General features: G+C 56.8%; 14 protein-coding genes and 4 tRNA genes. 11 read left to right on the forward strand and 7 right to left on the reverse strand.

The features are described from left to right. Positions 1–16: 16 nt before the first annotated feature. On the reverse strand, positions 17–1,435 hold the full coding sequence (locus PMW67_RS01705; RefSeq protein WP_117635377.1) for a glycoside hydrolase family 1 protein: 1,419 nt from the start codon (positions 1,433–1,435) through the stop codon (positions 17–19). A 151-nt stretch (positions 1,436–1,586) separates the two neighbouring features. Between PMW67_RS01705 and PMW67_RS01710 the strand changes: the two genes are divergently transcribed. The 11 genes from PMW67_RS01710 to rplA all read left to right on the forward strand — a co-directional run bounded on the left by PMW67_RS01710 (position 1,587) and on the right by rplA (position 7,231). Continuing rightward, complete coding sequence (locus PMW67_RS01710; protein ID WP_164473278.1) at positions 1,587–2,420, forward strand: MurR/RpiR family transcriptional regulator; 834 nt, start codon at positions 1,587–1,589, stop codon at positions 2,418–2,420. A gap of 431 nt (positions 2,421–2,851) precedes the next feature. Continuing rightward, positions 2,852–2,933 (forward strand) — tRNA-Tyr (locus PMW67_RS01715). A 10-nt stretch (positions 2,934–2,943) separates the two neighbouring features. Then, a tRNA-Thr gene (locus PMW67_RS01720) sits at positions 2,944–3,019 on the forward strand. Between the two features lie 3 nt (positions 3,020–3,022). Further along, a tRNA-Met gene (locus tag PMW67_RS01725) sits at positions 3,023–3,099 on the forward strand. A gap of 96 nt (positions 3,100–3,195) precedes the next feature. Beyond that, positions 3,196–4,386 (forward strand): elongation factor Tu, encoded by a 1,191-nt coding sequence (tuf, locus tag PMW67_RS01730; protein ID WP_089572520.1) that lies wholly within the window; start codon positions 3,196–3,198, stop codon positions 4,384–4,386. A gap of 277 nt (positions 4,387–4,663) precedes the next feature. Beyond that, positions 4,664–4,813, forward strand: a complete 150-nt coding sequence (rpmG, locus tag PMW67_RS01735; RefSeq protein WP_117655047.1) for a 50S ribosomal protein L33 — start codon at positions 4,664–4,666, stop codon at positions 4,811–4,813. A 13-nt stretch (positions 4,814–4,826) separates the two neighbouring features. Then, positions 4,827–4,902: transfer RNA gene (locus PMW67_RS01740), tRNA-Trp, on the forward strand. Between the two features lie 76 nt (positions 4,903–4,978). Further along, on the forward strand, positions 4,979–5,317 hold the full coding sequence (secE, locus tag PMW67_RS01745; protein WP_117773477.1) for a preprotein translocase subunit SecE: 339 nt from the start codon (positions 4,979–4,981) through the stop codon (positions 5,315–5,317). Between the two features lie 3 nt (positions 5,318–5,320). Then, on the forward strand, positions 5,321–5,857 hold the full coding sequence (gene nusG, locus PMW67_RS01750; protein WP_006234984.1) for a transcription termination/antitermination protein NusG: 537 nt from the start codon (positions 5,321–5,323) through the stop codon (positions 5,855–5,857). A 120-nt stretch (positions 5,858–5,977) separates the two neighbouring features. Further along, positions 5,978–6,406, forward strand: coding sequence for a 50S ribosomal protein L11 (gene rplK / locus PMW67_RS01755; RefSeq protein ID WP_022093893.1), 429 nt, complete (start codon positions 5,978–5,980; stop codon positions 6,404–6,406). A 117-nt stretch (positions 6,407–6,523) separates the two neighbouring features. Then, positions 6,524–7,231, forward strand: a complete 708-nt coding sequence (gene rplA / locus PMW67_RS01760; protein ID WP_022093892.1) for a 50S ribosomal protein L1 — start codon at positions 6,524–6,526, stop codon at positions 7,229–7,231. A 125-nt stretch (positions 7,232–7,356) separates the two neighbouring features. Here the strand turns inward: rplA and PMW67_RS01765 are convergent, their stop codons facing one another. The 6 genes from PMW67_RS01765 to PMW67_RS01790 all read right to left on the reverse strand — a co-directional run bounded on the left by PMW67_RS01765 (position 7,357) and on the right by PMW67_RS01790 (position 13,885). Then, complete coding sequence (locus tag PMW67_RS01765) at positions 7,357–8,067, reverse strand: metallophosphoesterase family protein (protein ID WP_117773476.1); 711 nt, start codon at positions 8,065–8,067, stop codon at positions 7,357–7,359. Beyond that, on the reverse strand, positions 8,064–9,980 hold the full coding sequence (locus PMW67_RS01770) for a BMP family ABC transporter substrate-binding protein (RefSeq protein WP_117773475.1): 1,917 nt from the start codon (positions 9,978–9,980) through the stop codon (positions 8,064–8,066). The genes PMW67_RS01765 and PMW67_RS01770 overlap by 4 nt, the downstream gene beginning before the upstream one ends. 94 nt (positions 9,981–10,074) lie before the next feature. Continuing rightward, a complete protein-coding gene (locus PMW67_RS01775; protein WP_117773474.1) occupies positions 10,075–10,842 on the reverse strand; it encodes a mechanosensitive ion channel family protein in 768 nt (255 codons plus the stop codon). A gap of 147 nt (positions 10,843–10,989) precedes the next feature. Next, positions 10,990–11,784 carry an ABC transporter ATP-binding protein gene (locus PMW67_RS01780; RefSeq protein ID WP_117655044.1) on the reverse strand — a complete coding sequence of 265 codons (795 nt, stop codon included), beginning with the start codon at positions 11,782–11,784 and terminating at the stop codon, positions 10,990–10,992. Beyond that, positions 11,777–12,700 (reverse strand): ABC transporter permease, encoded by a 924-nt coding sequence (locus PMW67_RS01785; RefSeq protein WP_117655043.1) that lies wholly within the window; start codon positions 12,698–12,700, stop codon positions 11,777–11,779. Before PMW67_RS01785 ends, PMW67_RS01780 begins: the two co-directional genes overlap by 8 nt. A gap of 204 nt (positions 12,701–12,904) precedes the next feature. Next, positions 12,905–13,885 (reverse strand): ABC transporter substrate-binding protein, encoded by a 981-nt coding sequence (locus PMW67_RS01790; RefSeq protein WP_117848292.1) that lies wholly within the window; start codon positions 13,883–13,885, stop codon positions 12,905–12,907. Between the last annotated feature and the right edge of the window lie 143 nt (positions 13,886–14,028).

A 14,028-nucleotide genomic window follows, 5' to 3' on the forward strand; every position in this document is an offset into this window, starting at 1 on the left:
ATTTCATCTCTTTCTCCTAACCTTCCTGCTCCTGATACTTCGAGATAAGGTCTCGGTACCAATACCAGCTCTTTTTGGGGGTGCGCTCCAGATTGTTCTCGAAGTCGATATGGACAAGTCCGTATCGTTTTTCGTAGCCGTTGATCCAGCTATACAGATCCATCGTCGACCAGAGGTAGTAGCCCTCAACGCGCGCGCCGTCGCGCTTAGCCCTCATCATGTGCTCGATGAACTGGCCCAGAAGCTCGATGCGGTCATCATCGTGGATCATTCCGTCTGCGTCTGGTTGCTCATAGGCGCCATGTCCGTTTTCCGTAATAAAGATGCGGGGCGCGTCATAGCGCTCGTGGACATCCATGATGGTTGAATACATGCAACCTGGGAGTATTTCGCGGCCCCATTTATTGCGGGGAACATTGCTGTCGCGGGCGCTTTCAAACAAGGGCGCAATGCATTTTCCTTCGACCTTTTTGCTCGAACCGCCCTTATTGTTCGCCGAAACGGCAAGCTCTCCACCGTGCCAGTCGGTTACATACTCTCGGCAATACACGTTGAGTCCAATAAAATCGACTTTACCGTCTCTGAATTCTTCTACGTCATTTGGGGATCGATAGAGCGAGACGCCAAGTTTTTCAAGGATTTCGTCCATTTCTGGCGGCAGTTGACCCTGAAGCGCTGGTGCCAGAATCATGCGATTGGCGAAAAAGTCTGCGTATCGAAATACGTCATCAGGGTGCTCGGTTGCCGGGTCGAGTTCGACAACGCCGCCATCGTGGACGGCGCCGATGATGCCGTCGTAGCCCATTTGACGATATGTTCGGACTGCGAGTGCGCTTGCGCGCATCAGGTTGTACTGAAACTGCATGTACGACTGAACGTCGAGCGATCGATTGGGGGGATAGTTGCCCAACATGTTTACGCAGTAGCTGTAGAAATGCGGCTCGTTAACGGTAGCCCAGATTTTGACGCGGTCTCCAAAGCGCTCAAAGCAAATCTTGGCGTATTTGCAGAACCACTCTGCCATGTCATTGTTCAGCCATCCGCCTTTGCAAGCAAGCGTGAATGGCAGATCGTAATGGAACAGCGTAACGTTGGGCTCTATGCCATTTTCGAGGCAGCAATCAATGACCCGATTATAAAAATCGATACCCTCTTCATTCACTTCGCCGATACCCGTGGGGATGATTCGACTCCATGAAAGAGAGAAGCGATAGGTGTTTTGTCCGCCTTCTTTCATCATGCGGATATCTTCTTCATAGCGATGGTAGAAGTCGCAAGATACATCACCGTCAACATGGTTGATGTTCTTATTGCTTGTGTGGCTAAAGAAATCCCACTCGCCAAGGCCTTTGCCGTCTTCGTTCCAGGCACCCTCGCACTGATAAGACGCCGTGGCGGAACCCCAGAGAAACGGCATGTTGTTCACGTTGCCCATGAATCCCCTTTCCATCATTCAACACGGTGGATACGTGTGGCGGAATTACGATTAAGATGACGTCAACTGATTTGAATCATAGGAGAACGACCAAAGCTGTTTGATTCAATAAATGAACTATGATTTCGAGGAGAGCGGAAAGAGGGATCACGTGAATATCAATGACTTCGATGTGCTCAATCGCATTAGCTCCATCATCAACAGCGAGTTTGGGTCAAACGATGCCGCCATCGCTCGATATCTCGTCGCTCACATTAGGCGTTCGAGCGAAATCAATGTTGCCGCAATAACCCGCGATGCATTCGTGACCCGTTCCGCTGTTCGTCGTTTCTGCAATCGATTGGGCTACCAGTCTCTTAGCGATTTGAAAGAATCATTTACTCAATCAGTCTTTCCAAGCGACTTAAGCCATCGAGAGGAGGAATTTGGCTACGAGGAGTACAGGGCAGAGCTCGACGTTCGCATGATCGAGATGTTCGCTGAGGTTGAAAGCGGCGTGTCCGATATTGCTATTAAGCACCTTGCCGACGAAATTGATGGCCATAAAAACGTTGAAATCTGGTGCACCAATAATGTGAGCGCCAATCTCGTACGATTTCAGCAGGAAATGTTTTATGCGGGCAAGATAGTTCGCATAGTTGCTGGGGCTAACGTCGCGGAATTGAAAAACATGGGAGATGCTTCGCAGTCATTGATAATTCTCGTATCGGTCTCCGGGCTATTTGCGTCACAGGCGCGTGAGTATCTTGATTGCCGTTCGGGCAGGAAGATTCTAATTACTGCGTTTAGCAACGATGACAAATCGAGGTCTTTTGACCGTATATATCGTCTTGGTAATGCGGGAAACGGAATTGACCGACTCGGCGTTTATTCGAAATATGCCATGACTTATTTCTTCGACTTGCTATCGTCGTGTTACTTGAGTCGCTACCCCTGCACCAAGGGTGAGCCGCTCTATGGGTCTACTTTGGCCTGGCCCGAGTAGTTGCGGCTCTATAGTTCTCCCGTCTGGAGAATGAGCGTGGATAATCTGCCACTTTGGCCTTGGGGGCACACCAAAAGTGGGAGATTATCCACGCTCGATTTCAAACGGGAGATTATCCACGCTCGATCGATCCAGGGAAGCCCGATCTCGACCTATATATAGGTGCAAATGAGTCGTTATCGAAGTTCGTTCCAGCCAGCGTACTCCACTACGACAAAGTGTTCCCTCGGGAAATGTTACCGCTACATGCAAATCCACCATCCTTCATATCCAAACACAGCAAAACCGCAGGTCAAAGGTATATAGATACGCCCGGAACCGTGTATCTAGAGGTTTTCGTTGACAGCCCCCAAGGTTGCATCGTATTATCTTTTTCGTTCGCGGGGGCGGCGGTCCAAAAGACCAAAGGACCTGCGGATACTTGAACGATTGGGAGTTTGCCCGAGTGGTTAATGGGGACGGGCTGTAAACCCGTTGGCTCTGCCTACATAGGTTCGAATCCTATAGCTCCCACCCGTCAAGTGCCTGTATAGCTCAGTCGGTAGAGCACTTCGTTGGTAACGAAGAGGTCACCAGTTCAAGTCTGGTTGCAGGCTCCATCCGGCGGTGTAGCTCAGTTGGTTAGAGCACACGGTTCATACCCGTGGCGTCACTGGTTCGAATCCAGTCACCGCTACCATAGGTAACACGGTGGCTTCTCAATAATATGTTGAGAGGCCACTATGGTATAAAGGCAAAGTCCCGTCCGGGGACGACCTGTTTAGAGGAGGGCTTTATGGCCAAAGAGAAGTTTGAGCGCACTAAGCCGCATGTTAACATCGGCACCATTGGTCACGTCGACCACGGCAAGACCACGCTGACCGCTGCCATCACCAAGGTTCTCTCCGAGACCGAGGGCTGCAAGGCTGACTTTACGGCGTTCGAGAACATCGACAAGGCTCCCGAGGAGCGCGAGCGCGGCATTACGATCTCCGTCTCCCACGTTGAGTACGAGACCGCTTCCCGTCACTACGCTCACGTTGACTGCCCGGGCCACGCTGACTACGTCAAGAACATGATCTCCGGCGCTGCTCAGATGGACGGTGCTATCCTGGTCATCGCTGCTACCGACGGCCCCATGGCTCAGACTCGCGAGCACATCCTGCTCGCCCGTCAGGTCGGCGTTCCCTACATCGTCGTCTTCCTGAACAAGTGCGACATGGTCGACGATGACGAGCTTATCGACCTCGTCGAGATGGAGACCCGTGAGCTCCTCTCCGAGTACGATTTCCCCGGCGACGACATCCCCGTCATCCGTGGTTCCGCTCTGGGCGCTCTCGAGGGCGACGCCAAGTGGATGGACGCTATCCGCGAGCTCATGAACGCCGTCGACGAGTACATCCCGACGCCTGCTCGTAACAACGACCTCCCGTTCCTGATGGCCGTTGAGGACGTTATGACCATCTCCGGCCGTGGTACTGTTGCTACCGGCCGTGTCGAGCGCGGTGAGCTCAAGCTCAACGAGCCCGTCGAGATCGTCGGCATCAAGGATACCCAGAACACCGTCGTTACCGGTATCGAGATGTTCCGTAAGTCCATGGACTTCTGCGAGGCTGGCGACAACGTCGGTCTGCTGCTCCGCGGCATCAAGCGCGAGGACATCGAGCGCGGCCAGGTTCTCTGCAAGCCCGGTTCGGTTACCCCGCACACCAAGTTCACCGGCGAGATCTACGTTCTGACCAAGGAGGAGGGCGGCCGTCACACCCCGTTCTTCGATGGTTATCGTCCTCAGTTCTACTTCCGTACCACCGACGTTACCGGTACGGTCAAGCTCCCCGAGGGCACCGAGATGGCTATGCCTGGTGACCACATCACCATCGAGGGCGACCTCATCCACCCGATCGCCATGGAGGAGGGCCTGCGCTTCGCTATCCGCGAGGGTGGCCACACCGTCGGTTCGGGCATCGTCTCCACGATCATTGAGTAAATTAGCTCTCTGATAGTTGACTTAGAGAACCCGGCACTTATATGGGTGCCGGGTTCTTTTCTGCAATGGATATTGAGCCGTTGCTGGTGTCGAGAGGATCAATAATGGTCCTGGTTGCACCGTCGATTAGCTCTCGATGGCTTCATTGATGTGTTCCAAATATGAATGGATCCACCGAGAACCAATTGATTCGAGGTTTTCATTGACAGCACTTACATAGAGCTGATAAAGTACCATCTCGTGCCCGTACGGGGCGGAAATGAAAGGTTCAGGATAAATGCGTACTCTAGTTACTCTTGCGTGCACTGAGTGCAAGCGCCGCAACTATACGACCACCAAGAACAAGTCGAACATGCCTGATCGTATGGAGATCAAGAAGTATTGCCCCTGGTGCCGTCACCATACGCTGCACAAAGAGACTCGCTAGTCTCTAGTCATATACGCCAGTAGTTCAATTGGTAGAGCATCGGTCTCCAAAACCGAGTGTTGAGGGTTCGAGTCCTTCCTGGCGTGCCAGTCATTATTCCGTAAGCTCCCAATTGGGGGCTTACGGTTTACTCATGTATAAGCGCATTGCGCGGAGGTAACCCAAATGGCCAACAAGAAGAACAAGAAGAAGGCTCAGCAGTCGGCACCTGCCAATAACGCTGCCGCCAACTCCAAGGTTGAGGCCAAGAAGGCCGTTGCCAAGAAGAACGAGAAGGCTGCGAAGTCCAAGAAGAACGAGAAGCCTGGTTTCTTCGCCCGCACCAAGAAGTATTTCGCTTCGGTCAAGTCCGAGATGAAGCGTGTCACGTGGCCCGATAAGAAGGAGCTCGTGAACTACTCTGTCGTCGTTTGCGCTTCTCTGATCGTCGTCGGCGTCGTCATCGCTCTGCTCGATGCTGGCTTTGGCGAGGCTCTTGCTCTGTTCTCTGGATTGAGGGGCTAAACCATGTCTAAGCGTTGGTACGTCGTTCACACTTACTCCGGATACGAGAACCGCGTTAAGTCCGATCTCGAGCATCGCATCGAGACCATGGGCATGCAGGACCGTATCTTTGATATCGAGATTCCTATGGAGCGCGTCACCGAGATTAAAGAGGGTGGCAAGCGCGAGACCAAGGATTCTAAGATTTTCCCGGGTTATGTCCTGGTCCGCATGGAGATGGATGACGATGCTTGGACGTGCGTTCGTAACACGCCTGGCGTCACCGGTTTCCTGGGCGGCAACGGCAAGCCCGCTCCGCTTTCCCGCGACGAGTACAACAAGATGACTCGTCGTCCCGGTAAGGGCGATTCGCCCAAGCGCACTTCGGTCGATATTCAGGTCGGCACGTCTGTCCGCGTCACCGATGGCCCGCTTACCGACTTTGATGGCAAGGTCTCCGAGGTTAACACCGAGGCAGGCAAGCTTAAGGTCACGCTGATGATCTTTGGCCGCGAGACGCCGGTTGAGCTCGACTTTAACCAGGTCGCTGTCATCGCTTAAGTTTTCGTCCGTTCGCGCGAGCGTGCTTCTTCTGTGACTGCTCATCTCAGGAGTGCTTCTAACACGTGCGTGCTTACGATATAGCAAGTACTTCACACTCGTGATTCGAAAGGAATGACCATGGCTGAGAAGAAGGTTGCCAACGTCATTAAGCTCCAGATTCCTGCTGGTGCAGCTAACCCCGCTCCTCCCGTCGGCCCCGCCCTGGGCGCTGCTGGCGTGAACATCATGCAGTTCTGCCAGGCCTTTAACGCCGAGACGCAGGACAAGAAGGGTGACATCATCCCCGTTGAGATCTCTGTCTACGAGGATAAGTCCTTCTCCTTCATCACCAAGACCCCGCCGGCGGCTCACCTCATCAAGAAGGAGCTGAACCTCAAGTCTGGTTCCGCTAAGCCCCAGGCTGACAAGGTCGGTCAGCTCTCCCAGGAGCAGCTCACCAAGATCGCCGAGATCAAGATGCCGGACCTCAATGCCAACGACATTGACGCCGCCAAGAAGATCATCGCCGGTACCGCCCGTTCCATGGGCGTCACCATCGCTGAGTAGCGATTTCTTTAGGTAATAACGGGTGCTCCGACCGGGGCGCCCGTTATATGTGTGCAATAGGGCACACGATACGATGTGGGAGGGCTCACGCCCGTTTAACCACAGGAGGTAATGCACATGGCTAAGCATGGTAAGAGCTATAACGCCGCTGCCGAGAAGATCGACCGCGCCACGCTCTACACCCCCCTTCAGGCTGCCAAGCTCATCAAGGAGCTCGACACCGCCAAGTTCGACGAGACCGTCGAGGCTCACTTCCGTCTGGGCATCGATACTCGTAAGGCTGACCAGAACATCCGTGGTTCCATCTCCCTGCCCCACGGCACCGGCAAGACCGTTCGTGTTGCCGTCTTCGCCGAGGGCGAGAAGGCCCGCGAGGCCGAGGCTGCCGGCGCCGACATCATCGGTTCCGACGAGCTCGTCGCCCAGATTCAAAAGGGCGAGATCAACTTCGACGCCGCTATCGCTACGCCGAACATGATGGCCAAGGTTGGCCGCATCGGTAAGATTCTTGGTCCCCGTGGCCTCATGCCGAACCCCAAGCTCGGCACCGTGACCATGGATGTTGCCAAGATGGTTTCCGAGCTCAAGGCCGGCCGCGTTGAGTATCGCGCCGACCGTTACGGCATCTGCCACGTGCCCCTGGGCAAGAAGTCCTTCTCTGAGCAGCAGCTCGTCGAGAACTACGCTGCCCTGTACACCGAGATCCTGCGCGTCAAGCCCTCTTCTGCTAAGGGCAAGTACGTCAAGTCCATCTCCGTGTCTTCCACCATGGGCCCTGGCGTCAAGGTCGATCCCGCTGTCCAGCGTGACTTCCTGGCTGAGTAACTTTTAGTTACTGCCTGAGCAAAGCAAGCATTGCTAAAGAAACCCGGTTCTGCCTCGTGCAGGACCGGGTTTCTTGCTATCTCGGGCCAAAACCGCCACAAAGGTGCCTGTCCCCTTTGTGACGGTTACCAGGGTGTTCTGGCGGTAGAGGACTCGATTGCCTCGTGGCGCTTGAGCTCGCGGCGCATGGTTTGCGAATTGAGCCAAGCTGCCTGCCAGCCACGGATGGGGTAGCTCGCTTCGTCCAGCTCAAACTGCGTATAGCCACAGGCGTTGATGATCGTTGCCCCGCATGCGTGCTGACGTTCGCGTTGAAAGTCGCGACCATAGCATTGGTGCACATGCCCGTGCACCATGTACTCGGGATTCCAGGATTCGAGTGCTGTGTTAAAGCATTCGAATCCTCGATGCGGCAGATCATCCAGATCGCCCACGCCGGCGGCGGGTGCATGGGTCAGCAGAATGTCGCAGCCGCCGACCATCCTCACTTTGCGGGACAGCTTGCGCACACGCTTGGCCATCTCGTGCTCGGTATACATGTTGGCACCGTCTCGGTAGCGCATGGAGCCGCCAAGCCCCGCAATGCGGACGCCGCGATACACGTACACGGTGTCTTCGACACAAATGCAGCCGCCCGGTGCATGACGCGCATAGCGGTCATCGTGATTGCCACGCACGTAGATGAGCGGTTTGTTGATGACCGTGACCAAAAACTCAAGATAATCCGGGTCCAGATCTCCTGCGGATAAAATCAAATCGATACCCTCAAAGCGCTCCTTGCGAAAGCACTCCCATAGGCATCGTTCTTCGGTATCGGCTATGGCAAGGATTTTCATAGGGCGCGGACCTTCGGCTCATCGTCGAGTTGCGGAATGGTGCCCACCACGTTGTCGGCCAGCCAGTCCATCTCGACGATTTGCGTGCTCGGCAGCGGGGGAAAGCCCTCGATCTGCACCACGCCGTCTTGGCTATGGAGCTCGCCGCCAAATGGATTGATGGAGCCCTCGACGATGCCATTGCGGAGCAGCTGAACAAGCTTACGCGTCTGATAGGGCAGGCCCGGAGCGTAGCGAATGTCGATGACGCCCGAGCTCATACCATACCAGTAGTTGACGGCACGAACCTGGCTGTCGTCACTGGTCTCATCCCAGGTGCCGTGCAGCAGACTTCGCACGATAAGCTCGTAGTATCGGCCCCAGTTCCATACCGGCATGGCAATGCCGACAACCTTGCCATCGACCAGACGGTGGAGTCCGTAGGCCGTGGGGTCTTCGAGTGACTTTGACATGTCGGCGCCGGTCATGACGCTCGCGCCTTCGCGGCACATGGCCTCGGCAAGGCCTCCAGCGGGCACATCGCCCCAGGTCAGGATAATTTGCGCACGGGGGTCGAGCAGCGAGGCGCCAATCGCAAAGGCGTTGATCTCGCTGAGCGCGCCCGAGGCGAAGACCGACGCGTGGTAACCGATGCGGTGGTTGTCCGCCATGCTGGCGGCAAGGGCGCCCAAGAGAAATTTGGCCTCGTACATCTTGCCAAAGTACGAACGGACGCTTTGGTGGGGAAGGCCGATGGAGCAGTTGAGGAATCGCACCTGAGGATACTCGACGGCAGCCCTGAGCGTGTATTCCATCAGGCGGTGCGAGGTCGAGAAGATGACGTTTGCTCCATGTTTGACAGCCGTTTCCACGGCGGCGTAGAACACGTCCGGATCGTGACAGTCCTCGAACGCCTCGGTACGCACGATGCCGCCAAAGTGCTCGTCGAGATATTGGCGCCCTTGGTCGTGCAGACTATCCCAGCTCGACGTGGCACACGGGTATTCGTGAATAAAGGCGATACGCAGGGGATTGGCTGCTGAATAGACGGTCTTGCCCATAAAGAAGTTGAGCACGCCGGAGGTGGGCTTGGCGGGTGCCTCTTCCTCATCGACGCTCGGCGCTTCGACAAGATCGACCTTGTCCTCGTCATTTTTGCCGGCAATGACCAGCTCGCGCCAAATCTTGCACAGGCGGTTTACGACGATATCAGTCGGCGTATCCAGCAGGCGGTCTTGGTTGTACACGTTGAGGTAGACGAGCATAGCGTCGGCGGGCGTAATGTCCAGATGGTCGCCGCCGGCGCGCAGGTAGGCTCGTTTAAAGAGTAGGAAGGTATGGCGCAGGTAGTCGACCTTTTTCTGTGGCCACTTTTCGACAAGGTCCTGGCCGAGCATCTTGGCGAGCGTCTCATAGCTTCCCTCGCGCGAGAACTCAATCTCGTATAGGGGGCAGACGCGCCAAAACGCGCAGAACTCGCCGTACAGGCGACTTTCGACGGAATCCCATGTGCCGGGGTAGAGGCGGGTGACCTTGGCCGAAACCGTCGGGGCGTCCAGGAATTTGAGGACGCTGACGCGCTTGTTGCCCTCCTGGACGTAGAACCGATGCATGAACTCGGTGACGATGATGGGGTCGCGATAGCCCTCGGTCACCTGGATGTCATAGAGGTTGGACCACTTGCGGGCGAACTCGGTGCTAAATGGCAACAGGGGCATAAAGTTGCACGAAAAGGCTGACTGACGGCCCTTGGTAACCGTGCCGACGACCATTTCGAGCGGAATGTCCCTTAGGCCGACGCTCTCTCGCTGACCTAAGGGGAGCTGGGCAACGAGGCTATCGAGGTCCGTAAGGTACGGGTGCTCGCTTTGGCTGATGGCGTGACGGCGTCCCTGCTCGCCGCGCTTGCGTGCTTGACGATAGGCCTCTTCCATGGTGTCTACTCCCTTAGTCGTTTAAACAACGATATGAACCATGGTACCACGATGCGAAACCACCACAAAGGTGCCTGTCCCCTTTGTGGTGGTTTTAGGCGATGATGGGGGCGATGGCGCGGATGCAGGCGTCGGCTGCCGTGAAGGTGGTGCTATCGTCGCTGACGATAAAGATGATTTTGCCCTTGACGCCAAAGTCGCCGATCTCGCTAAAGAGCACGTACGGCTCCTTGTCAAAGCCAGAGATGGGAAGCACCGCGGCCTTGGTGGCGTCGGTAAGCTCATCTGCCAGCGCATCCAGCGAGGCCCACTTGGACGTGTCCTTTACGGCAACGGGCACGGTAACGCGCCCAAAGGGCATCAAGTGCACGAGCGTGTTCTTGGAGATGTTTGAATTGGGGACGATGATGGTCTGCCCGCAGGCGTCCTCGATGGTCGTATGGCGCCAGGTGATATCTTGGACCACGCCCGACACGCCGCCGACCTCGATATTGTCGCCGGGTTTGATAATGCCCATAAACGTCACCTGCATGCCGCCGATGAGGTTTGACAGCGTGTCCTGAAAGCCGAGCGAGATGGCGATGCCGCCGACGCCAAGAGCGGCGACGAGGGCGTTTGCGTTAATGCCAAAGCAGTTGTCGAGGATAAAGCTGCCGCCGATCGTCCATATGACGGCGCGCGCGATGTTGATGAAGATGCTGGATGAAGGGAGTGGGTTATCGTCGCGGTTAAGCAGGTGGCGCAGGGTCTTGGACGCGACCTTGGCGGCAACGGCGGTTCCGATAGCCAAGATACCTGCCCAGATGATGTTGTGGACCCATCGTTGTGCAAAGAAATGAAGAATTGGCTCAAACAATTCCATGTAGGGAAACCTCCTAATGATCGTCCAACCATGATACCCACCAAAAAGCCCGTCCGATCACATTGGACGGGCTTCTGCGCTCGATATAAGGGTTAACGAAAACCACCACAAAGGTGCCTGTCCCCTTTGTGGTGGTTTTCTAGGTCGTTAGCTCAGCAGCATGCGGTCGTTGGCGAGCTCGCCGCCCGAGACCTCCTCGAACTTCTGGAGCAGGTCGGCGACGGTGAGCGACTTCTTCTCATCGCCGGCCACGTCGTAGATCACGTGGCCTTCGTGCATCATGATCAGGCGATTGCCCAGACGGATGGCGTCGTTCATGTTGTGCGTGACCATGAGCGTGGTCAGGTGGTTCTCGTCGACAATCTCCTCGGTCAGATTGAGCACCTTAGAAGCCGTCTTGGGGTCGAGGGCCGCCGTGTGCTCGTCGAGCAGCAACAGGCGCGGCTTGGTGAGCGTGGCCATCAGCAGGGTGAGTGCCTGGCGCTGGCCGCCCGAGAGCAGGCCGACCTTGGCGTTGAGGCGCGTGTCCAGACCGAGGTCCAGGCGCTTGAGCAGCTCAACGTACTCGTCCTTCTCGGCCTTGGTGACGCCCCACGAAAGACCGCGACGCTGGCCGCGGCGCTTGGCGAGGGCCAGGTTTTCGGCAATTTGCATGTCGGCTGCGGTGCCGCGCATGGGGTCCTGGAACACACGGCCCAGGTACTTGGCGCGCTGCGACTCGCTCAGACGCGAGATGTCGGTGCCGTCGAGCTCAATAACACCCGAATCAAGCGGATACACGCCGGCGATCATATTGAGCAGCGTGGACTTGCCGGCGCCGTTGCCGCCAATCACGGTTACAAAGTCGCCATCGTTGAGGGTGAGGTCGACGTCGGTGAGCGCGCGCTTCTCGGTGACGGTGCCCTTGTTAAAGGTCTTCTTGACGTGCGAGAGCTTAAGCATCTGCCTCATCTCCCTTCGTGTAGGAGCTGCGGAGCTTATAGCGCTCCCAAACCACGGGCACGCACAGGGCCACGGCGACGATCACGGCGGAGAGCAGCTTCATGTCGTTGGCGTCCATGCCCAGTTGCAGCACGATGGCGCGGATGAGGAAGTACACCACGGAGCCAAAGACGGCGGAGGCCAGACGGACGGAGAACTGCGTGAGACCGCCGGGCAGCAGGCGGCCGAGCACCTCGCCGATGACGATGGCGGCAAGACCGATAACGATGGCGCCGGTACCCATGCCAATGTCGGCATACTTCTGGCTCTGGCAGATGAGCGCACCCGAAAGGCCAATGAGGGCGTTGGAGAGCACGAGGGCGATCATTTTGGTGGAGTTGGTGTTGACGCCTAGGGCGCGGATCATGTACTCGTTGTTGCCGGTGGCACGCAGCGCCGAGCCGATCTCGGTGCCAAAGAACCAGTACAGGATGGCGACGATGGCCACGGCCAGCACAATGCCTAGGATAATGGCAACAGTGGACTGCGGCAGGCCCGTCATGTTGCTGACGGATGAGAAGATAGTGCCCTTGGCAAGGATGGGCGTGTTGGACTTGCCCATGATGCGCAGGTTGATGGACCACAGACTGATCTGCGTAAGGATTCCGGCGAGGATTGCGGGAATCTCAAAGACGGTGGTCAAGATGCCCGTGACGGCGCCCGCGATGGCGCCGGCGCACATGCCGGCCAGCACGGCGAGCAAGGGGTCGACGTTATTGTTGACGATGAGTACGGCGCAGACACAGCCGCCGAGGGCAAAGCTGCCGTCGCAGGTCATATCGGGGATGTCGAGCAGGCGGAACGTGATAAACACGCCAAGCACCATAATGCCCCAGAGGACGCCCTGCGAAACGGCGCCCTGCAATGCAATGAGCATGCTTCATACCTCCTAGGATAGGGTGGACACGTGATTTTCCATAATAGCGGTACCAATGCATAAAAGAGCTGCGGACGGATGTTTTGTCTCATCCGAAACAAGCAGGGCGAACGCCGGTCTTTAGCGTTCGCCCCAAGGACTCAGATATTGAATAACGCGGCTGTGGCGCGCGTGCGGGCCCTAGACGCGTTACCGCGCACGGCGCTACTCGTCCAGAGCGGAAAGGTCGATACCCAGAGCCTCGGCCATCTCGTCGTTCTTGACGACGACCAGGTCCTTGCTCGAGAGGTGCTTGATCGGCATATCCTCGGGCTTGGCCTCGCCCTTCAGGATCTTAACGGCCATCTCGCCCGCGGCGTAGCCCAGGTCCTTATAGTTGATGGAGAGGGTGAACAGGCCGCCGGCCATGCACATACCCTCCTCGCCGGTCACGAAGGGGAGCTTATTCTCCTTGCAGATCTGGCCGACCTGCGAAGCGCCCGCGGCGATGGTGTTGTCAGTGGGGGAGTACAGCGCGTCGACCTTGCCCACGGCAGACTCGACGACGGACTGAATCTCGTTGGAGCTCGAGACGGTGAAATCGGTGTACTCGAGGCCCAGCTTGTTGAGCTCCTTCTTGGCGGCTTTGATCTGGACGTCGGAGTTGGACTCGGCGGTGCAGTAGAGCAGGCCGACCTTTTTAACGTCGGGCAGGACCTTCTGCATCATCTCGAGCTGCTCGGCGACTGGGGTGAGGTCGGAAGCGCCCGTGACGTTGGTGCTGGGCTTGTCGTTGTCCTGGACCAGGCCGGAGGCGGCGTAGTCGGTGATGGCACAGCCCACGATGGGGATATCGGCCGTGGCGCCGGCGGCAGCCTGCGCGGCGGGCGTGGCGATGGCATAAATCAGGTTGACGTTGTCGCCCACAAACTTGTCGGCAATGGACTTACACGTGGACTGGTCGTTCTGGGCGTTCTTCTGGTCGATCTTGACCTTAAGGCCGCTCTCCTTGATGGCCTTGACAAAGCCGTCGTTGGCGGCATCGAGTGCGGAGTGCTCGGTGAGTTGCAGAACGCCGATGGTGTAGTCGGAACCGGCGGCAGCAGAGCCGGAACCAGAGTTGCCGCCGCATCCGGCGAGCGGGGCGAGCGCGAGCAGACCGGCGGAGACCAGAAGGCTCCTGCGGCTGATGGTGATGTCCTTCATATCATTACCCCCAGTATAAAAATGGCTGGAAACACTGCACTGGGACAAAGTGCAAGTGGAACTATAGTAGCGCTGATGTCCATTTTTACAACAGCCTGGCGGGTTTTTTAATACAGAATCGGATGGGCGGTACGGGTAGTCGA

The sequence above is a fragment of the Collinsella aerofaciens genome (assembly GCF_028209395.1).
Lineage (GTDB): Bacteria > Actinomycetota > Coriobacteriia > Coriobacteriales > Coriobacteriaceae > Collinsella > Collinsella aerofaciens_AZ.